Raw genomic sequence first — 19,743 nt, 5'->3', positions numbered from 1 at the left:
ATGCGAGACGATATTTATATCATCGGTGAAGTTGGTCAGGCCCATGACGGAAGTATAGGGATGGCACATTCCTATATTGACGCGCTTGCTACGGTGGGTGTCAATGCAGTAAAATTTCAAATGCACATGGCCGAAGCCGAGAGCAGCATTTATGAGCCATTTCGAAGTGGTACTGATTTCTTCGATCCTTCAAGAATGGATTATTGGAAACGAATAGCATTTACCACAGCCCAATGGATGTCTCTAAAACAACATTGCAAAGAAAAAAATCTTGATTTTATAGTCAGCCCGTTTTCAATTTCCTCCATTAATATTTTACATGAAATTGGAGTAGACAAGGTAAAAATTGGCTCAGGTGATGCCGATAATCTATTGATAATCAATCAAATCGTGAAGCTGAACAAGGACATTATCATTTCTTCCGGCCTGAGCACAGTCACCGAATTGGATCAGTCTGTTGCTTATCTTAAAAGTAAATATTGCAATCTCAGCCTGTTACAATGTGCCACTTCCTACCCCACCAATCCAACGCAATGGGGACTTAATGTGATCGGGGAGTTGACGGAGCGCTATGGTATCCCTATCGGCTACTCCGATCATTCCGGAGACATTTATGCCTGCCTCGCCGCTGCCAGTATCGGCGCGCGGATGCTTGAATTTCATATCACTTTTGATCAGAGAATGTACGGCCCGGATGCGTCCGCGTCTCTGAATGTCGATCGGGCGATTCGAATGGTAAGAGGTGTGCGCGAGATAGAAATTGCATTGAAACACCCGGTTGACAAAGCCGACAATGCTGGTTTTGAAACATTAAAAATCGATTTCGGAAAGTCACTCGCTTTAAACAAAACATTACCAAAAGGGCATTGCATTGCAATTAATGACCTAGAAACAAAGAAACCTTCCGGATACGGCATTCCTGCCAAATGTTACAACGACATCATTGGGAAACACCTGGTCCGCGACGTAGAAAAATGGGCGTTTTTAAATTACCAGGATTTGATATGACAAGAAAAATTTGCGTTGTGGTAACTGCCAGAGCCAGTTACAGTCGCGTAAGATCACTTCTTCAGGCGATCTCACAGCATCACGATCTGGAATTGCAATTGGTCATTGCGGCCAGTGCTTTGCTGGACAAATACGGGTCACTTTTACATTGCATTGAAAAAGATGCCCTGAAAATTACCGCGAAAGTCAGCAATTCACTGGACGCCGAAAATTCAACCGCCGCGGCCAAAACTACTGGATTAGGTACCATAGAACTAGCTTCTGTTTTTGAAAATATCCGGCCAGACCTGGTCGTGACGATTGCCGACAGATTTGAAACCATGGCCACTGCCGTGGCAGCAGCATTCATGAACATTCCGCTGGCGCACATTCAGGGGGGAGAAATTACAGGCAACATCGACGAAAAAGTACGCCACGCGGTCACTCAGCTGGCCGACATTCATTTTGCGGCCACCCAAGCTGCCGCAGAACGCATTGTTAAAATGGGACAGCAGTCCGAGAAAGTACATTACACCGGCTGTCCTTCTATTGATCTTGTTTTTGAAGTACTGAATGACCCGCAGTTGGATTTCGATCCATTTTGTATTTATGGCGGCGTAGGAGAGGTTTTTGACTTGTCGAAACCATACCTGATGGTGATGCAGCACCCTGTAACAACTGAGCCTGCCTATGCGCGACAGCATATCCAGCATTCGCTGGAAGCGATCAAAAGCTTAAATATTCCTACGCTCTGGTTCTGGCCCAATGCTGATCCCGGTACAGGAGAGATATCCGGAGCAATTCGCTCTTTTCGCGAGCATCATGAACACCAGCCCATTCACTTTTTCAAAAACATAGAACCCATTCACTTTCTGAAACTATTGAAAAATACCGCCTGCCTGATCGGAAATTCCAGTGCCGGGATCCGGGAAGGTAGTTGCCTGGGAACTCCTGTTGTGAATATTGGCTCGCGGCAGCTGGGTCGCGAAAGGGCACATAATGTAATGGATGCAGAGCCCGAAACCGAGAGCATACTAAAAGCAATCCACGATCAGCTTGACCATGGGCCTTATGCCCAAAATCACCTGTATGGAGATGGGAATTCCGGAAAACGGATTGCCAATCTCCTTGCTACCAGCCCATTGACTTACCAGAAGCGATTGACTTATTAATGACAACAGTTCCAAAAGTACTGGGCATTATCCCTGCCCGTGGCGGCTCAAAAGCTGTTCCACATAAAAATATGAAGCATTTGGAGGGCAGGCCATTGATATGGTACACCATCGTTTCTGCCCTTGCTTCCTGTTTGCTCGATACGGTGATGGTTTCAAGCGATGATTCCGATACACTGAATTTCGTCGGATTATTTCCGGAAATCGAAATTCCTTTTGTCCGGCCAACATCACTATCGTCTGATCAAACACCCGCTTTTGATGTAGTTCACCACGCAGTAGAGCACTATTCAAAACAAGGGATTTCGTTCGATTACATCTGCCTACTTCAACCGACATCTCCCTTTCGGTGTAAAAAGCTGATCGATCAATGCATTCAACATGTAATTGATTCGAAGGCGGATAGTCTCGTTACGGTGCGACGGACACCACAGCAGTACAATCCGTACTGGGCTTTTGAAGCAGATCAGGAGTCGCAATTATCGCAGGTGGTAAAAGGCGCTGCTATCATTCCCCGGCGGCAGGACTTGCCGGTTACGTATTACCGCGACGGCAGCATTTATGTTATCAAAACCAGTTTACTTCAGCAGGGCCTGCTGCTGGGAGAACGAATGGTAGGCTTCGAAAATAAAAATTCTCCCGACATCAACATCGACACACAAGCAGACTGGGAAGTTGCTGAAAAACTCTTGGCAAATGGTGAATGGATCTAAAAAAAGAATTCTGGTTTTGATTACCAACAGCTTCGCGGCGATCAATGTCCTACATAGTGGAGTCATTCAAAAAATGGCTGAAAAGTATGAAGTATTCCTGCTTTCAACCCTTATTAAACAACAAGAAATTGATCAGATCAATCAATATTTCAACATACGTGTTCACATTGTGAACTTGGAAATCCCGTCTGAAAATGTCGTGCTACGGTTTTTCAGACAACTCGAAAAATGGTCGTTCTTCCATTTTTTCCATATTGAGACCCAGAAAATCAAAACCTCTACGCGACGAAATAACTTTAAAAAACTATTACACCCCCTCGTGTTTTTGATGAATGTCTCCGGCCTCAACAGGATCATGTTAATCTATATCCGAAAAATGATCATTTACCAGACGAGTTATTCTCGTTCGCTGAAAATACTGGATCACTTTCATTTTGCGGGTGTCATCTCCACGTCACCGCTTGATATTAGGGAGAACAACGTCGTCAATTTCTTAAAGACCCGGAAAGTGTCGTCCATGGCGATGGTTATCAGCTGGGACAACCTTACATCCAAGGGTATTATCAATGCAGATCACCAGTATATTTTGGTCTGGAATCAGTTCATGGCCGATGAGTACCGGCGGTTTTATGCTATTTTTAAAAGCCAGGACAGGCAGATTCGCATTACAGGGATACCACGGTTCGACATTTACTTTCAATCTGAATTAGAAAAGACTGCGAGCAATTTCAGGCTGCGATTTAAGATTCCTCCGAACAATAAAGTTATATTATTTGCTACCAGCGCATTCAAACATTTCCCTGACCAGGCTCTGATCATCAACGATTTAGTTGAATATACCAGACGAAGGGTTAATATCACAGTCATGATCAGATGCCATCCGGCTGATCAAATTGACCGTTACCGGTCATTCATTTCCGAGAAATCTATCATTATCTGGCATCCCGAGAATCTGCCCGGCGCAGCAGATGAAATTTTTAACAACTGGATGCCTCCACCCGATTTCCTGAAAACGCTGTCCATTACCATGAAAAATTGTGAGGTATGTGTCCAGGTTGCTTCCACGATACGACTCGATGCCGCAGCGTGCAACAAACCGGTGATCAGCATTGCCTATGATGGCCCGCGAGTCCTGCCATATTCGAAATCAGTAAAACGATTTTATGATTATTCGCACCAGCTTCCATTGAATCGGGTAAAAATGGACCAGATGGTTTACAACAAGCAGCAGCTTTTCGACTCACTGGATAAAACTTTGAACGAGGGCTGTGATGCTGATTACAGATCGCTGGTAAAACCATTCATTCATAATTTGGAGCCAAAATCAGTTGATTCAGTCATGCAAAACATTCATGAATGGTTGCGTTGATCACAGAGATCGGCAAGAAAATGGTCATCTCGGTTCTGCTTGTGATGGTACTCGGGTGTGTATGTCCGGCCCTGCTCGCGATCGGAGAAACTGCATTTCAAACGGTGGTTGTATTCTCATTTTATAGCTATTGTGCCATATCCTTATTCAGTTATTCGAGACATAAATTGTTTCACGTTTTAAGCATTCCTGTATTCACACAATTCCTGCATTTATTTCAAAAATATACATTCACGGCAGGCGCTAATTCTATCTGGCGTCTGCTTCCGTTTATCATTCTCAATCTGTACTTTTCACACTATTTCCTTACAAAATACCTACCCCCGACAAACAATGAAAAGCTGCTACTGGCCTCTTGGGGTACTATTCAGGCATTCTTCCTGATCATTTCTCCAAATCTGGATCGAGTTGTCTGGGGTGGCTCCCTACTGTTCCTGGTCACATTACCAATGTATTTTTTATACTTGAAAACCGCCATGGCAGCCGTGGATTTCAGGTCAGAAATGGAAAGCTATTTGTGCTTGCTTTACATCATTCTCGGGCTGGGTACCTTTGGATTGGTCATTGCCGGATCGGGCTACAAAGACTCCGATAACTTGCTAGCCACCAGAAATATATCCGACACCAACGTGACCATGGCCTACTTCATATTGCTCTGGCCATTTGCTTTGTTGTTTTCTGAACGAAAACGCTTTTCAACATTACTCTTATTAATTATTTTCGGAATTTTTATTGGCATCGTCGTCTTTTCATTTTCGCGCGGCGCAGTGCTTATTGTTGCCCCCTACCTGCTCATTTCCCTGATTTTGCTCCGAAACCTGTCTCAAGGTAAATGGATGATGATCACAATCGCAGTACTCGCTTTATATACGCCCGAGCTTTTCAGCTTTCTTGAAAATGACGATCTTACCTATTTTTGGCAACTCCGATTTGGTAATATCATTTCGCTTTCTTCGGCCCTTGCGAGGTTACAGGAAATAAGCGGTCGTGCGGAAATCCATGCCATTGCTTATCAATTATTTCTCGAAAAGCCATTGGTGGGGCACGGCACAGGGAGTTTTGAAATACTTGGCCCGGGTTATCGCGAAGCACATTCATTGCTTTACACGCTTTTAGCGGAACAAGGCGTGATCGGAGTACTATATATGTACCTCCTGTTTGGCTCTCTTGGAATGTCTATGTTTTCAGTTTTCGCGAGAGGAAGGAAGTACCTGATTTTGCCCGTAAGTTTTGCCTTTTATCTGTTGTTCAATCATACGGTCGGTAGTGTTTTCGTGATCATTCCTGGCAAAAGTGTTACCATTAACTGCATTGCACCAGTCCTGCTTTTGTGTCTCTATTTTTATGTCAAAAGCTTCGGCGTACTCTCACCCTCAGTGGCTCGCAAGAATGCGTAAAGTGCTGATTATCGGCAAAATACCATTGCCTATTGGTGGTGTCACCATTCACGTCAGCAGGCTCATTGAACAATTGAAACAGAGAAAATTTGAACAATTTACCCTTTGCGATCTGGGAAGAGAGAAACCGTATGACATTATTGTTAAAATACTGAAATACAAAACAATACACCTTCATATCTCCAACCCATTTTACCAGCTTCTGTTTGCCGCTTTTTGTAAATTAACAGGTAAAAAATTGCTGATTACTTATCATGGCAACTGGGGGAGGTATTGGCTCGCCGGTAACTGCGCGGTGAATATGTCCGCATTCCTTTCTTTTACACCGATCGTGCAAAATGAAGAGAGTTTTCGCCGTGCCCGCCGATGGAACCGTCATGTCCGGCAAATTTCTACTTACATCCGCGGGTCACCTAGCATTCCACTCTCAAAAGGAACTTATCTCAGGCTGGCTAGATTTACTGAAAATTATCAAACGATATTCAGTACGAATGCGTGGAACCTGAAATTTGACAGAAATGAATGTGAAATTTATGGTATCCTCGCGATTATCCGAAGCATGCAAGACGGATCGGGACTGGCATTGATTGTTTCAGATCCCTCTGGTCACTATGCTCGATTCGCGCAGGATAACTTAGAAAAAATACCTGATAATGTGTGCTTTATCTCAGAACCGCACGATTTCAGGAATGTGCTTGAATTCTCCGATGCCTTTATCCGCAACACCACGACCGATGGTGTCTCGCTGTCCATTTATGAAGCAATGGAGTCCAACGTTGTTATACTGGCGTCTGACTCGGTACATCGACCCGCATTTTGTAAGGTTTTCCAAGATATTTCCCGGATTGACTGGCTGGATGAACTGGCGGCCGGAAGGGAGAAACTCGATTTGCATGCCAGAAAAGCACTTCTGCCTGACGTAGTGGCCGAATTAACAGCGGTTTATCGTCAATGCCTGGGAGGTTGATAGCGTCAGCTTGGCGATGGGAGTGGGCTAGAAAAAACAAAGGCATAGAAAAATTTCCATGCCCTGTTTCACACTATACACACACTATATTTTTAATATTTTATATATATCTATATGATAAATCTTAGATTACGTTCCAATACCGCAAAATAACAAACTAAAGTCATGAGAAAAAAACTTTCGATTGTGAATTTCTAAATTCTAATCAGAAAATAATGGACAATTCTATAAAAGTGACCTCCTGAAAATACTGTGGCATCAAAATTACGGAATTATTACTTAATTATTGTTCAAACTACTATACCTGATTACTTTCGTACAACCAATACTCATCTTAATTTCTCTTCATGGAAGCATTGCTTACCACAGACGCACTCATTAGTTTACTAACCCTGACACTTTTGGAGGTGGTGCTGGGAATTGATAACATAATTTTCATAACTATTGTTTCAGGAAAGCTTCCTGCGGACCAACGAAAAAAAGCTCAAAACCAGGGATTGCTAATTGCATTGTTGTTAAGAATAGCATTGCTCTTCGCCATTTCGTGGGTAATTGGCCTGAAACACGATCTTTTGACACTTTTTGGTCATGGCTTCAGCGGACGTGATTTGATCCTTTTGGGAGGCGGACTTTTTCTTTTATATAGCACTACCAAAGAGATTCACCATAAACTGGAAGGTGATACGGAAGAAAATCCAGGCGGAAACGTTCCTAAAAGAGGCGCATTGACATTTGGAAGTGCTTTGGTGCAGATCGCCCTTTTAAACATCATTTTTTCTTTTGACTCCGTTCTGACTGCCGTCGGATTGGTGAAAGAAGTACCGATTATGATTGCTGCGGTGATTGCCTCAACATTTATAATGATTGCCTTTGCGGCTAAAATCGGCGATTTTGTAAATAATCACCCCTCTATTAAAATTTTAGCGCTATCATTTTTGTTAATGATCGGTACGCTACTGGTGGCCGAAGCATTCCATTACGAAATACCGAAGGGATACGCCTATTTTGCAATGGCATTCTCATTCTTGGTAGAATTGCTCAATATGAAACTGGATAAGAACCCCAAAGGGTCGGTTAAACTACACGAACGCATCAACTGATCAACTTAATTAAGACAAATGCGCATTAATCCCGAAACCGTTGAACGGATCAAGCAGGCAGCCGACATTGTGGAGGTTGTGGGGGATTTTGTGTCTTTGAAAAAAAAGGGGGCTAATTACTCAGCCTGCTGTCCTTTTCACAACGAGAAAACGCCATCCTTTAACGTCAATCCTTCCCGGCAGATATACAAATGCTTCGGATGCGGCGCAGCAGGCGACTCCATCAAGTTTGTGATGGACGTTGACGGCATTGGCTATGGTGAAGCATTGCGCTATCTGGCCAGTAAATACAACATTGAAATAGAAGAAGAGGAGCTTACCGACGAGGAGGCAGTGCGCCAGAATGAACGGGAAAGCCTATACATCATCCTGAATTTTGCCAAAAACTTTTATCAGCAGCAGCTGCATGATAGCGAAGAGGGACAGGCAATCGGACTAAGCTACTTCCGCGAACGGGGTTTCACCGGCGAAATCCGGAAGAAGTTTGAGCTCGGCTACAGTCTTGATACCTGGGACTCTTTTTCCAAAGAAGCGCTGGAAAAAGGTTACTCTTCACAAATCCTGGAAAAAGCAGGACTGCTGATTCATAAAGAGGGCAGTCAGACTGCTGGTTATGACCGATTCAGAGGTCGGGTCATCTTCCCAATCCATAATGTGGCGGGAAAAGTGATCGCTTTTGGCGCCCGTATCCTGAAATCAGAGAAAGGCGGTGCCGGACAAAACCAAAAAGCTGCCAATCAGCCCAAGTATCTCAATTCTCCTGAAACCGAGGTTTACCATAAAAGTGATGTCCTTTACGGGATTTTTCAGGCTAAAAATGCAATACGCCAGCAAGAACATTGCTATCTGGTGGAGGGCTACACGGATGTAATTTCATTGCATCAGGCAGGCATTGAAAACGTGGTTGCGTCCTCAGGAACGTCATTGACGGTCGAGCAGATACGGTTGATAGGAAGATTTACCCCTAATATTACGATTCTTTATGATGGTGATATTGCGGGTATAAAAGCAGCATTGAGAGGTCTGGACCTGGTTTTGGAAGAAGGGTTAAATGTGAATGTCGTCCTTTTTCCTGACGGCGATGATCCCGACAGCTACGTTCGCAAGGTGGGCGCTGAGGCTTTTAAGGCGCATTTGAAAAAGGCGTCAAAGGACTTTATCACTTTCAAAACTGAGATTCTTTTACAGGACGCGGGCAATGATCCTTTCCGGCTGGCTGCGGTAATTGGCGAAGTGGTACATAGCATTGTTAAGATTCCCGATGCGATAAAAAGGCAGGTTTTTTTCCATCGCACATCAGAAATGATGAAGGTAGATGAGCAAATGCTGATTACCGAAGGCAATAAGCTCCTTCGAAAGCTGCATACGCAAAAACCGCAGGAACGTAATACCAGGCAAACGTCAGCTCCCGAAGGCCGAAATGATCTGGACGCAACGATAAGTGGCTTTCGTCAGGATAGTTATGACATGCCTCCTGATCTGTTTGCACCGGATGCCGACGAACCCGAAACTCCCCAGCGGACGAAGCTGTACTATCAGGAAGAGGCATTTATCAGATTGCTGGTAACTTACGGAACCCGGGAATTGGAGCCAACGATCACGGTCTGTCAGTATGTGCTAGGCCAGATCGAGGGGATCGATTTCAATGATACTGTTTTGCATCATTTGCTGACATTGTTCCGCGAAAATTACAACAGGGGTTACGTCCTGCCTACCGATTATTTCAAAAATCACCGTGAATCTGAGATAAGGGAGATGACAATCAATTGGCTTACAGTTAAATACGAGCTAAGTGAGCTATGGAAGGATAAACATGAGATCATTGTACCGACCGAAACCGACGTACTCGATAAGACATCAATCAGCTACATTTTGAGACTAAAAAAGGCTTTTGTAGAGGAGAAAATGAAACGCTGCCTGCAAGAAGCGGTTCATGTGAAATCAGAAGAAGAACAAACTAAGATCATGAGCGAATTCATGTTCTATAAAGGTGTAAGCATGGCGGCCGCGAAAGAATTAGGCAGTGTTATCGGATAGTTCACGTTAGTTTGTAACAGGATATGAAAAATCGCCTGCCTTTATTTTTCTCCGCGCTTGTCCTGCTGTTGTGCAGCTGCAATTCTTCCTACAAAATCCTCAAACCGAAGCAGGAGGATAATTTCAAGCTTTCAGACTATGCTACGTTTGGATTTTATGACATTGAGGCAACTGGCGACACTATTCCTGAAAATTTCGAAAAAAACACGGCCATTATCAAAGAAGCCATTGCCAAAAATCTGCAAGCCAGAGGTTTGGATGAGGCCAGGGATGCCAATTTGAAAATCAACATCGCATTATCCGTAAAAGAAAAGCCGCAAACCAGGCAAACTGATTTCAGAACAGAAGGCTTACCGAGGTATATGGGCCAGCGGCGTTATTCCTGGAAAAGTGAAGAAGTAATAGTAGGGAAGTACCGGGAAGGTACATTGATGATTGATCTGGTTGACGCTGTGAACAACAAGATGGTATGGCAGGGAGGAAGCAGCGGGATTATTCCTGAAAAAAGTAAAAACTTTCGGGAGGAAATGAACCAGATTATTCAGGAAATCATCGTTGGCATTCCTAAGTAGGCCCATTTAAATCAAAAAGGGCTGCTTCCCGGAGGAAACAGTCCTTTCAATTTCTTAGATATTGGAGTTTATGCATTGTTGTTAACTACGCTGCGTACTTTTTCATTCACATTTTCAGCAACTGAACCCGCTTTGTCTTTAACAGTATTTACATTTTTCAAAAAGCCGTCTTTCAATTTATCAGCCAAAACAGATAGTTCTTCAAGACTTTTCTCGTACTTATCTTTTGCGCTTCCACTAAGGTCAGTCGCTTTGTGCTTAATCAGTTTGCGGGTATCTTTCCCATTTTTAGGAGCAACCAAAAGGCCGATAGCGATACCTGTCAGCAATGCACCAATTGAGCCGATTAAAAATTTTTGGTTCTTGTTCATACGAATTTCCTATTTTGTGTTGGTAAAACATTAGAACTGTAAATTAATAAAAATACTGTGCCACCTTACTCATTTGTCAGTCCCTTTCGATCTAACGGCAAGCTTTGGATTATTCTGCTCTCCGTTTTGCTGTCACTTCCTGAACTAGCGTCAGCCCAATGGAAGATACTCGACCTTAATTCCAAAATCAATATGCGTGCGGTACACGCCATTTCACCCACTATATGCTGGATCGGCGGTACTCGCGGGACCGTGCTGAAGACTGTCAATGGTGGTAAAAGCTGGACAACCTATAAAGTGCCCGGGGCGGACTCGCTCGACTTTCGGGACATCCATGCATTCGACAAGCAAACTGCCGTCGCCACGAGTGCTGGATTGGCAGAAGCCGACAAAGCGAAAATATACCGGACAGAGGACGGCGGAGCCTCCTGGGTGCTTGTGTACCAATCTACACAAAATGGGGTTTTTCTGGATGGAATCGACTTTTGGGATAGCACTAAGGGTATTTGCATGGGTGATCCGGTACAGGGAAAACTGTTTATCCTGACCACTCAGGACGGCGGAAAAAGCTGGCAGGAACTTCCGATGGAAAAGCGTCCCGCTACTGAGCCCGGCGAGGCTTCTTTCGCTGCGAGCGGTACTTCTATTCTGGCAACCGGGAAAAGTGATGTATACGTAGGTACAGGCGGCGGAAAAAAGGCGAGAGTGTTCCGATCAGAAGATTATGGCCAATCGTGGGCAGTATCTGCTACCCCATTGCCTGGTGGCCCTACAAGCGGTATTTTCGGACTGAGGTTTTGGTCGAAGAAAAATGGAATGGCTGTGGGTGGCGACTACAAACGTACTACGGATTCCACGCAAAATGTACTCACTACCGAAGATGGCGGGATTACCTGGAAGCTCGCCAGCATGACCAAGCCGGCTGGCCTAAAAGAATGCATTGATGTGTATCACAAAACCAATGCGACCTGGAACGGCGACACGCAAATCCGTTCTGACAACTATGCATTAATTTCCACGGGACCGTCAGGAAGCAGTTTTTCGCTGGATCGCGGCAAATCGTGGAGCGTGCTGGGAACCGATGGTTTTCACGCTGTAAGCTTCTCCGGGAATGTTGGCTACGGTGTGGGAGCCAATGGGTTGATCGGTAAAATAGAAAAAATCCCTACCAAAAAACGGAAGCGGAAACTGGTATTAGTGGATCAATAGCGCGCCGAACCTCACTAAATCAGATCCTATCAATCAATTCTTTCACCTTCCTAACCTCGCGGCCAGCCAAATGATCGGCAATGGCGGCGGCATGGTCACGGCCGTTTTCTATGAAAACCTTTTCCGTAAACACCCCAGCCATCACGGTACCGCAGAGATAAAGACCTGGGACATTGGTTTCAAAAGTCTCAGAATCAAATGTAGGAACCTTGGTTGTGGGGTCTAACAATACGCCGCAGCGCGCCAGCAAATGTTCATCGGGCAGGTAGCCTACCAGGAGAAACACAAAATCAGCAGGCAGCCATTCCGTTTCGCCAGTTTCGATGTTTTCAATTTGAAGTCTTCCGGGTTCTATGGTCTTGGTAATGCTGTTAAACCGTGTATGGATTTTCCCTTCCTTCACCCTGTTTTTGACATCGGGTACCAGCCAGTACTTCACTTTTGTACGGAAATCTGCCTCTTTATGAACAATCGTGACGTGTGCGTCGTGGCGGTACAATTCCAATGCAGCTTCCACCGAAGAATTGGAACCACCCACCAGCACTACATTTGTGAAAGAATATTTGAAAGGCTCATCATAGTAATGCGAAACATGCGGTAGATTTTCACCAGGAACATTCAGCATTCTGGGAACATCAAAATAGCCCGTTGCCAGCACCACATTTTTGGACTGAAAAATCTGACCGTCATTAGAATAGGTCAGAAAAGTACCATCAGGCTGCTTTACAGTGCGGTCAACATCTATAAAAAGCTTGAAATTCAAGTGATAGTAGCCTGCTACTTTGCGATAATATTGTAATGCTTCATTTCGATTGGCTTTCACCTCGGAGATAGCGAATGGCAGGCCACCTATCTCAATGTTTTCGGCTGTCGAAAAGAACCTCATACGTCTTGGATACCGGCGAATGGATTCGGTCAGATTTCCTTTTTCAAGAATCAGGTAATCCTGCCCGCTTTTGGCAAGTTCTATACCCATTGCGAGGCCGCAAGGCCCGCCCCCGATGACTATTACGTCGTATATATGCATTTTTATGTTGGCTATCGGCTTTCAGCGGTCTGCGGTCAGCTTTACTATACCTCTTTTTAACCCCCTAATTTAGATATTGGTTTCTGAACTTTGTAAATTACCTTACTGTTCAAAATGTTTAATTCCATTCAAATCAAGGTTTGACAGACGATATCAGGACTTTTGCTGAAAATCTCAATGCATGGGGAAAATCCAAAACTCCTTTTGTGTTCCTTGTTGATTATCAGATCCGCAAGCCCAGGGCCTGGAAACTGGCAGATGTTGACCCGATGGAGGTGCTTTTTGATTTCAATGGGTTTTCAAATCAGCTGACATCCGAGAAAGAGGAACTTCCTGCTGATCTGTATTTTCATAAATTCCCCGTTCCATTCGTGGACTATCAGGCTCGTTTCGATTATGTAGTCGATAATTTGAAGGCCGGGAATTCATTTTTGGTCAATCTTTCAGTGCCTACCAGAGTTGAAACCAATTTGAGTCTCTTTGAGATTTTCAGGAACAGCGAGGCGCCTTATCGATTTTGGTATAAAAATGAATTCGTCTGTTTTTCACCTGAAATATTTATCACGATCAGCGGAAACCACATTTCTTCTTTTCCAATGAAAGGTACCATTGACGCTTCCATACCGGATGCCGAAAATGTGATACTTGGCGATCACAAAGAGGCTGCCGAGCATGCTACCATTGTTGACCTCATTAGAAACGACGTGAGTATGGTCGCTGAAAAAGTCTGGGTAGAGCGGTATCGTTACATTGACAGACTGCAAACCAATGACAAGACATTGTTACAGGTTAGCTCCGAGATTGCAGGATTACTTCCGGACAATTTTGACGGTAAGTATGGCGACTTATTATTGAAACTACTTCCGGCCGGCTCCATTACCGGTGCTCCCAAGCCTAGCACTTTGCAGATCATCAAGGATGCAGAGGGTTACGACAGAGGTTATTACACCGGAGTAATGGGTTATTTTGATGGACAAAATTTCGAAAGTGCTGTGATGATCCGATTTATTGAAAATCAGAATGGGGACTATATTTTCAAAAGTGGTGGCGGGATTACCGCACTCAGCAATGCACAAAATGAGTATCAGGAATTAATTGATAAAGTTTACCTTCCATTCAGTCATGTCCCACACATTATGTTTTGAAACGATTTGCGTTGAAAATCGTCAACTGAAAAACCTCTCATATCACGAAGCAAGGCTCAATAAGACGCGACAGGAACTTTGGGGCTACCCGGATCATTGGAATTTGTCAGAACTGATCGAGATCCCGGATAGTGTCGAAAACGATAGTTATAAATGTCGGTTGGCTTACAATGAGAAGATCGATAACATTAAATGGGAACCTTACACCAGAAGGACGATCCGCAAAATCCAGCGGGTGTATCATGAAACCATTGACTATTCTTTCAAATATGAAGACCGGGCCGAGCTGAACACACTCTTTGCGCAACGCAACGATGCAGACGAAATCCTGATCATTAAAAAAGGACTGGTTACTGATTCTCTGTACTGCAATGTCGCTTTTTCGGAGGGAGGGCAATGGTATACTCCATCTACGCCATTGCTACCAGGTACGCAGCGCGCATTTTTGCTGGATAAAGGTCTTATTCAGGAAGCAGATATTTTTGAAAAAAACCTCTCGAAATATCGCTGGATTAAGCTTTTTAATGCAATGGTGAGTTGGGAGAATGCGCCGGTGCTGGAAGTTGAGCTGATAGGTTGACGATCTTTCTACAAAGGATTATTGTTTGTATATTTGATTCAATAAAAAATGATGTAAACTATGAAAGTCAATATAACTTCAATGAATGCCGGTTTATTTAAAACCCATGAATCACATTCTCCGGAAGAAATATTGGCGGCGGGAGGAGCAACTGCTTTTGGCAGAAAAACTGGTAAAAGTAACGAAACACTTATCCTTGCTCTTCAAAACCTGGCCCCAGCAGAGCCTTTCTCACAAGAAGAATGGGACGGCTTGATGACTCAACTTGAGTCTGATAAGTAATGAACCTTCTTTTTGACACAAATATCATCATCCACGTTGTTAGGGCTGTAGATACTACTGATATCATTCGATTCCTTAATCCACTTAATGCTCCTGTTTACACTTCGATTGTTTCTGTCGCGGAAATAAAATCGGTCGCTCTACAAAATAAATGGGGTGCAAACAGACTGAATATTTTAAATCACTTTCTGGATCAGGTAAACATTATTGACATCAACAATTTGAATGTAAACATTTACACCGCCATAGATGCCTATTCTCAAAAGAAAAATCCTGATTTCCTGACTTATCCGTTCGATTCGCCAAGAAATATGGGCAAAAATGATCTTTGGATTGCATCACTAGCGGCACTTTTGGGTCTTCAACTTATTACAACAGACTCTGATTTCGACCATCTTAACGACACATTTTTCGATGTGAGAAAAATTGATCATCAAGATTTTCTCGCTTTTTTTAAGAAGTAAACTCATAATAACCAATGGCCTCTTTTTTTGAGGAAGAAACTACCTTATTTGCCGATTTAATACTGCCGGTTCCGATTCCCTCGCTATTTACATACAGAGTGCCCAGGGAAATGAGCGGGCTTATTAAGGTTGGTGCGAGGGTCATCGTACAATTTGGGCAGAAAAGAGTGATTACGGCGGTCGTTGCCAGGCTGCATTCAAATCCTCCCGTTAAATATCAGGCTAAATATATTCTCGAACTGCTGGATGAGCAACCCATTGTCACGACCCGTCAACTGGAATTGTTCAACTGGATTGCTGAATATTACTTGTGCAACATTGGTGAAGTGCTCAATGTCGCCCTTCCCGCCGGTCTCAAAATTACAAGCCAGTCACGCATACAGCTCAATCCCGAATTTCAGTATGAGGATCTGTTGACAGAGCAGGAGATTCTTGTAGTCGAGGAAATCAAAAAACATCAGACCCTGAGCTACGAAGAAGTGGAGCGGCTGCTTCAAAAATCAAACATCACTTCTATCATCAAGTCACTGGTAGGGAAGCGTGCGGTGATTTTGTACGAAGAAGTGAAAGAAAGATATAAGCCGAAAGTTGCGCGCAAAATACGCCTGACCGCCGCTTACCTGACCAATGACTCACTCGGCAAACTCGCAACGTCGCTTGATAAAACGCCCAAACAGCAGGAAATCCTGCTCAAATACCTGAGCTATATCCCGGTTTACAACAATCCTGATCTGAATCAGAAAGGATTGGACAAATCCATTTTCACACAGGATGACGGAATCTCTGACGCTTCGCTGAATACCTTGATCAAGAAAGGCATTTTCGAACAGTTCGAGATTTTCATATCCCGCTTTGATGATATCCCGGTCGGTAATATGGGATCCATTACGTTGACCGACTCACAAACCCAGGCTTCCCGCGAAATCCATGATCATTTCCAAGATAAGGAAGTAGTGCTGCTGCATGGAATAACCGGAAGCGGCAAAACAGAGGTTTACATTGAGCTGATCAAACAGGTTTTGGAAAGCGGTTCACAGGTTCTGTTCCTGCTGCCGGAAATCGCCCTGACCACTCAGATTGTGGTGAGACTAAGGAAGGTTTTTGGGGATGTGATGGGTATTTATCATTCCAAATTCTCCGATAATGAGCGCGTTGAGGTGTGGAAAGGTATTTTGGATGGCAAATTCCAGTTTGTTGTCGGCGTACGCTCAGCCATTTTCCTTCCATTTGATAATCTTGGGCTGATCATTGTTGATGAGGAACACGAAACTTCGTACAAACAACACGATCCTGCGCCGCGGTACAACGCCCGCGACGTAGCGGTGATCATGTCCTATATGCATAAGGGTAAGACACTTCTGGGCTCCGCGACGCCTTCATTAGAAAGTTATTACCATGCCAAAAGCGGTCGCTATGGGCTGGTCGAAATGACGCAACGCTTCGGAAATGCTGCTTTGCCTACTTTTCAATTAATTGATACGAAAAAGGAGAAAAAACAGAAACAGATGAAAAATGAGTTCTCTTCCGTCCTCATTGACCATTTGCAGCTCAATCTTAAAAATAAGGAGCAGACCATTCTGTTTCAGAACCGGCGCGGCTACTCGCCCTATCTTCAATGTGAGGAATGTAACTGGATTTCGGAATGTGCCAATTGCGATGTCAGCCTCACTTACCACATGAAGGTCAGCGAATTGCGCTGTCATTATTGCGGACATAAAGAAGAAGTTCCCAGAACTTGCCCCAATTGCGGCTCGCCGAAAGTGAAGACAATGGGTTATGGAACCGAAAAAATAGAAGATGAAATCAATTTGATGTTTCCCGAGGCAAGGGTGCAAAGAATGGACCTGGATACGACCCGGGCGAAAAATGCTTATCAGCAGATCATTCAGGAATTCGAAGATGGCGGGATCGACATTCTGGTAGGTACCCAAATGGTGAGTAAAGGGCTGGATTTCGACAATGTCAGCATGGTCGGCATATTTGATGCAGACCGGATCATTCATTTTCCTGAATTCAGAGCCTCGGAACGCGCATTCCAAATGCTCACACAGGTGAGCGGACGCGCAGGCCGGCGGGCGGATAAGCCAGGCAAAGTCCTGATCCAGACTGCTAATCCTTCACAAAAACTTTTGGAAAGGGTCGTTACCAATGATTACCACGGAATGTACGAATCAGAGATCATTGAACGTGAAAAATTCAATTATCCCCCATTTACCAGACTCATAAAAGTGACGGTGAAGCACATAGACGGGGCTGTTTCGAACCGCGCCGCTAAAATTCTTGCTGAAAAACTGACAGCCAATTTGGGGGCGAGCCGGGTTCTTGGTCCGCAGCCGCCGCTGGTGGAAAGAGTAAGAAATCAGTTTTTGTTCGATATTCTCATTAAACTTGAACGAGAAAAGATTAATTTTAAGGCGGCAAAGTCGTTTATACAAGAAAAAGTCATTGATATTCTAACCGATAAAACCATAAAAGGCGTCCACGTCGTGATTGATGTGGATTGTGTTTAGTAAATTCATATAATACTGCAATTAAATCTATGTCTTCCAAGAAAACCAAAATTGTTGCTACCGTAGGCCCAACATCAGAAACAAAAGAAATGCTTCATGCTTTGGCAGTTGCCGGCGTAAATGTTTTTCGTCTAAACTTTTCTCATGGTACGCATGCAGACCACCTGGCCAGGCTTAATACCATTCGCGAAATAAACGAAGAATTCGGATTGAACCTTGCCATTTTACAGGATTTGCAGGGACCAAAAATCCGTATCGGACTTGTAGCTGAAAAAGATGGTGTATTGATCGAGGCTGGAAATAAACTGATTCTTTCCAATACAGAAGTTTTAGGTACTGCTGAAAAAGTGAGCACTCCTTACGACGGCATGTACAATGACGTGAAAATAGGTGACCGTATTTTGATGGACGACGGTAAACTTGAAGTGCTGGTAACAGGAATTGAAGGAAGCGATGTTGTAACTCAGGTTGTTTATGGTGGATTGTTGAAATCTAAAAAAGGTGTAAACCTTCCAAACACCCGCGTTTCAATGCCTTCTGTAACGACAAAAGATTACGAAGATCTTGATTTCGGACTGGAACATAATGTGGAATGGGTAGCACTTTCGTTTGTGCGTACTGCTTCTGAAATCATTAAAGTAAAAGAATACATCGCTAACAAAGGCAAATTTGCGCGTTTGATCGCAAAAATCGAAAAACCTGAAGCAGTAGCAAATATTGACGAAATCATCGAAGCTGCGGACGCAATCATGGTTGCCCGTGGAGATTTGGGTGTTGAATTACCGGCAGAAGAAGTTCCGATGATTCAGAAAATGATCGTTGACAAATGTAACAAAGCTGGTAAGCCGGTTATCGTTGCTACGCAAATGCTTGAAAGTATGATCGAAAGTCCTCGCGGAACACGTGCAGAACTTAGTGATGTGGCTAACTCTGTACTTGACGGTGCGGATGCAGTAATGCTTAGCGCAGAAACAGCTTCTGGAAAATATCCATTGCTTGCTGTTGAAACGATGAGCCGTACGATTGAAAAGGTTGAGGAAAACTCTATTGATGTTTATTTCAAACACCATGCGTTTGTAAACGAAAAACCAAGCGAAAACAAACTGAATGACAACGTAGTAATGAGCGCCTGCCGTTTGGCTCGTGATACAAATGCTGCTGCAATTATCGGTGTGACGCGTTCAGGATATACTTCTTTCCGTCTTTCGCATCACCGTCCAAAAGCTAGTTTGCTAATATTTACTTCGGATAGAGCTCTGATGAACACATTGGCGCTTTATTGGGGAACTAAGGTATATTTCTACGATAAAGATCAGGATGTATCAACGGATGATTTGATTGAAGACATCAAACTTTTCCTTATCGAAAAAGGTGAATTGAAGAAAGGTGACGTATTCATTAACACATTGAGTATGCCGGTTTCAAAATCCCGCAAAACAAATGCTGTTAAATTGAGCGTGGTAGAATAAGCTTTAATTTGACATAATATGAAGCAGTGGAATTTGATTCCACTGCTTTTTTGTTTTCACATCGAAAAAATAAATTATTTGAATTTAAAAGCCCGTAATCATAATTCGCTTATTACTAAGCAAATCAAGGAATTGTCAAAGCATATTTTTATATTTGAATATAGCAAATCGAATGACTATGATAGCTTCACCAGGTCCGGGTAGAATTTCGACAGAGATTTCTACCAATGAAATACCCAGCGTTTTGATCCATGAAATAATTGACGGCAAACCTTTGTATAGAAAAGGTTACCGTGAGGTTTTGGCCAAAACGAAAAAGATCGAAGATATTATGGGTTGTAGTTCCTTGCAGTTTTTTATCATTGACTATAT

Annotated in this window: 18 protein-coding genes and 1 pseudogene; 17 read left to right on the top strand and 2 right to left on the bottom strand. The window is 43.6% G+C overall.

Annotated elements, in window-relative coordinates:
* From ABIO93_RS19305 to ABIO93_RS19265, 9 genes are all read left to right on the top strand, one after another.
* A complete protein-coding gene (locus ABIO93_RS19305) occupies positions 1-1,008 on the top strand; it encodes an N-acetylneuraminate synthase family protein (protein ID WP_348070618.1) in 1,008 nt (335 codons plus the stop codon).
* A complete protein-coding gene (gene neuC / locus ABIO93_RS19300; protein ID WP_348070616.1) occupies positions 1,005-2,159 on the top strand; it encodes a UDP-N-acetylglucosamine 2-epimerase in 1,155 nt (384 codons plus the stop codon). Before ABIO93_RS19305 ends, neuC begins: the two co-directional genes overlap by 4 nt.
* A complete protein-coding gene (locus tag ABIO93_RS19295) occupies positions 2,159-2,872 on the top strand; it encodes an acylneuraminate cytidylyltransferase family protein (protein WP_348070614.1) in 714 nt (237 codons plus the stop codon). Before neuC ends, ABIO93_RS19295 begins: the two co-directional genes overlap by 1 nt.
* Positions 2,856-4,241: a CDP-glycerol glycerophosphotransferase family protein gene (locus ABIO93_RS19290; protein ID WP_348070612.1), complete on the top strand. Its 1,386-nt coding sequence runs from the start codon at positions 2,856-2,858 to the stop codon at positions 4,239-4,241. The genes ABIO93_RS19295 and ABIO93_RS19290 overlap by 17 nt, the downstream gene beginning before the upstream one ends.
* On the top strand, positions 4,229-5,638 hold the full coding sequence (locus tag ABIO93_RS19285) for an O-antigen polymerase (RefSeq protein WP_348070610.1): 1,410 nt from the start codon (positions 4,229-4,231) through the stop codon (positions 5,636-5,638). Before ABIO93_RS19290 ends, ABIO93_RS19285 begins: the two co-directional genes overlap by 13 nt.
* A complete protein-coding gene (locus tag ABIO93_RS19280) occupies positions 5,631-6,605 on the top strand; it encodes a hypothetical protein (RefSeq protein ID WP_348070608.1) in 975 nt (324 codons plus the stop codon). Before ABIO93_RS19285 ends, ABIO93_RS19280 begins: the two co-directional genes overlap by 8 nt.
* Positions 6,606-6,952: 347 nt before the next feature.
* The gene (locus tag ABIO93_RS19275; protein ID WP_348070606.1) at positions 6,953-7,705 is read left to right on the top strand and encodes a TerC family protein; all 753 of its coding nucleotides are present in this window, start codon (positions 6,953-6,955) and stop codon (positions 7,703-7,705) included.
* Between the two features lie 18 nt (positions 7,706-7,723).
* A complete protein-coding gene (gene dnaG, locus ABIO93_RS19270) occupies positions 7,724-9,742 on the top strand; it encodes a DNA primase (protein ID WP_348070604.1) in 2,019 nt (672 codons plus the stop codon).
* Positions 9,743-9,765: 23 nt separating this feature from the next.
* Positions 9,766-10,314 carry a DUF4136 domain-containing protein gene (locus ABIO93_RS19265; protein ID WP_348070603.1) on the top strand — a complete coding sequence of 183 codons (549 nt, stop codon included), beginning with the start codon at positions 9,766-9,768 and terminating at the stop codon, positions 10,312-10,314.
* 68 nt (positions 10,315-10,382) lie between these two features.
* Here ABIO93_RS19265 and ABIO93_RS19260 read toward each other — a convergent pair whose 3' ends face one another.
* Positions 10,383-10,685, bottom strand: a complete 303-nt coding sequence (locus tag ABIO93_RS19260) for a YtxH domain-containing protein (RefSeq protein ID WP_348070601.1) — start codon at positions 10,683-10,685, stop codon at positions 10,383-10,385.
* 57 nt (positions 10,686-10,742) lie between these two features.
* On the opposite strand from ABIO93_RS19260, the gene ABIO93_RS19255 reads away from it, so the two are divergent.
* Complete coding sequence (locus tag ABIO93_RS19255; RefSeq protein ID WP_348070599.1) at positions 10,743-11,894, top strand: YCF48-related protein; 1,152 nt, start codon at positions 10,743-10,745, stop codon at positions 11,892-11,894.
* 19 nt (positions 11,895-11,913) lie between these two features.
* Here the strand turns inward: ABIO93_RS19255 and ABIO93_RS19250 are convergent, their stop codons facing one another.
* Entirely contained in the window at positions 11,914-12,921 is a 1,008-nt protein-coding gene (locus ABIO93_RS19250) for a YpdA family putative bacillithiol disulfide reductase (protein ID WP_348070597.1), read from the bottom strand.
* Positions 12,922-13,061: 140 nt separating this feature from the next.
* Between ABIO93_RS19250 and ABIO93_RS19245 the strand changes: the two genes are divergently transcribed.
* The 7 genes and pseudogenes from ABIO93_RS19245 to ABIO93_RS19215 form a co-directional block, all read left to right on the top strand.
* Complete coding sequence (locus tag ABIO93_RS19245; protein ID WP_348070595.1) at positions 13,062-14,066, top strand: aminodeoxychorismate synthase component I; 1,005 nt, start codon at positions 13,062-13,064, stop codon at positions 14,064-14,066.
* On the top strand, positions 14,044-14,646 hold the full coding sequence (locus tag ABIO93_RS19240) for an aminotransferase class IV (protein ID WP_348070593.1): 603 nt from the start codon (positions 14,044-14,046) through the stop codon (positions 14,644-14,646). Before ABIO93_RS19245 ends, ABIO93_RS19240 begins: the two co-directional genes overlap by 23 nt.
* A gap of 60 nt (positions 14,647-14,706) precedes the next feature.
* Positions 14,707-14,928 (top strand): hypothetical protein, encoded by a 222-nt coding sequence (locus ABIO93_RS19235; protein WP_348070591.1) that lies wholly within the window; start codon positions 14,707-14,709, stop codon positions 14,926-14,928.
* A complete protein-coding gene (locus ABIO93_RS19230; RefSeq protein WP_348070589.1) occupies positions 14,928-15,392 on the top strand; it encodes a type II toxin-antitoxin system VapC family toxin in 465 nt (154 codons plus the stop codon). Before ABIO93_RS19235 ends, ABIO93_RS19230 begins: the two co-directional genes overlap by 1 nt.
* A gap of 14 nt (positions 15,393-15,406) precedes the next feature.
* Positions 15,407-17,902 carry a primosomal protein N' gene (gene priA / locus ABIO93_RS19225; protein ID WP_348070587.1) on the top strand — a complete coding sequence of 832 codons (2,496 nt, stop codon included), beginning with the start codon at positions 15,407-15,409 and terminating at the stop codon, positions 17,900-17,902.
* 29 nt (positions 17,903-17,931) lie between these two features.
* Positions 17,932-19,371, top strand: coding sequence for a pyruvate kinase (pyk, locus tag ABIO93_RS19220; protein WP_348070585.1), 1,440 nt, complete (start codon positions 17,932-17,934; stop codon positions 19,369-19,371).
* A gap of 178 nt (positions 19,372-19,549) precedes the next feature.
* Positions 19,550-19,743, top strand: a pseudogene (locus tag ABIO93_RS19215) (Uma2 family endonuclease); the annotation flags it as partial.

The organism is Dyadobacter sp., assembly GCF_039919315.1.
Taxonomy (GTDB): domain Bacteria; phylum Bacteroidota; class Bacteroidia; order Cytophagales; family Spirosomataceae; genus Dyadobacter.
The sequence above is the reverse complement of the archived record's forward strand: the minus strand, read 5'-3'. Positions and strand labels throughout refer to the sequence as shown.

Excerpts from the sequence above, each read along its gene's own strand:
- ABIO93_RS19280 (WP_348070608.1), top strand. The coding sequence starts at position 5,631 with ATGCGTAAAGTGCTGATTATCGGCAAAATACCATTGCCTATTGGTGGT.
- priA (WP_348070587.1), top strand. The coding sequence starts at position 15,407 with ATGGCCTCTTTTTTTGAGGAAGAAACTACCTTATTTGCCGATTTAATA.
- ABIO93_RS19285 (WP_348070610.1), top strand. The coding sequence starts at position 4,229 with ATGGTTGCGTTGATCACAGAGATCGGCAAGAAAATGGTCATCTCGGTT.
- ABIO93_RS19265 (WP_348070603.1), top strand. The coding sequence starts at position 9,766 with ATGAAAAATCGCCTGCCTTTATTTTTCTCCGCGCTTGTCCTGCTGTTG.
- ABIO93_RS19250 (WP_348070597.1), bottom strand. The coding sequence starts at position 12,921 with ATGCATATATACGACGTAATAGTCATCGGGGGCGGGCCTTGCGGCCTC.
- ABIO93_RS19295 (WP_348070614.1), top strand. The coding sequence starts at position 2,159 with ATGACAACAGTTCCAAAAGTACTGGGCATTATCCCTGCCCGTGGCGGC.
- dnaG (WP_348070604.1), top strand. The coding sequence starts at position 7,724 with ATGCGCATTAATCCCGAAACCGTTGAACGGATCAAGCAGGCAGCCGAC.
- neuC (WP_348070616.1), top strand. The coding sequence starts at position 1,005 with ATGACAAGAAAAATTTGCGTTGTGGTAACTGCCAGAGCCAGTTACAGT.
- ABIO93_RS19290 (WP_348070612.1), top strand. The coding sequence starts at position 2,856 with ATGGTGAATGGATCTAAAAAAAGAATTCTGGTTTTGATTACCAACAGC.
- ABIO93_RS19305 (WP_348070618.1), top strand. The coding sequence starts at position 1 with ATGCGAGACGATATTTATATCATCGGTGAAGTTGGTCAGGCCCATGAC.
- ABIO93_RS19235 (WP_348070591.1), top strand. The coding sequence starts at position 14,707 with ATGAAAGTCAATATAACTTCAATGAATGCCGGTTTATTTAAAACCCAT.
- ABIO93_RS19260 (WP_348070601.1), bottom strand. The coding sequence starts at position 10,685 with ATGAACAAGAACCAAAAATTTTTAATCGGCTCAATTGGTGCATTGCTG.
- ABIO93_RS19230 (WP_348070589.1), top strand. The coding sequence starts at position 14,928 with ATGAACCTTCTTTTTGACACAAATATCATCATCCACGTTGTTAGGGCT.
- pyk (WP_348070585.1), top strand. The coding sequence starts at position 17,932 with ATGTCTTCCAAGAAAACCAAAATTGTTGCTACCGTAGGCCCAACATCA.
- ABIO93_RS19240 (WP_348070593.1), top strand. The coding sequence starts at position 14,044 with ATGTCCCACACATTATGTTTTGAAACGATTTGCGTTGAAAATCGTCAA.
- ABIO93_RS19275 (WP_348070606.1), top strand. The coding sequence starts at position 6,953 with ATGGAAGCATTGCTTACCACAGACGCACTCATTAGTTTACTAACCCTG.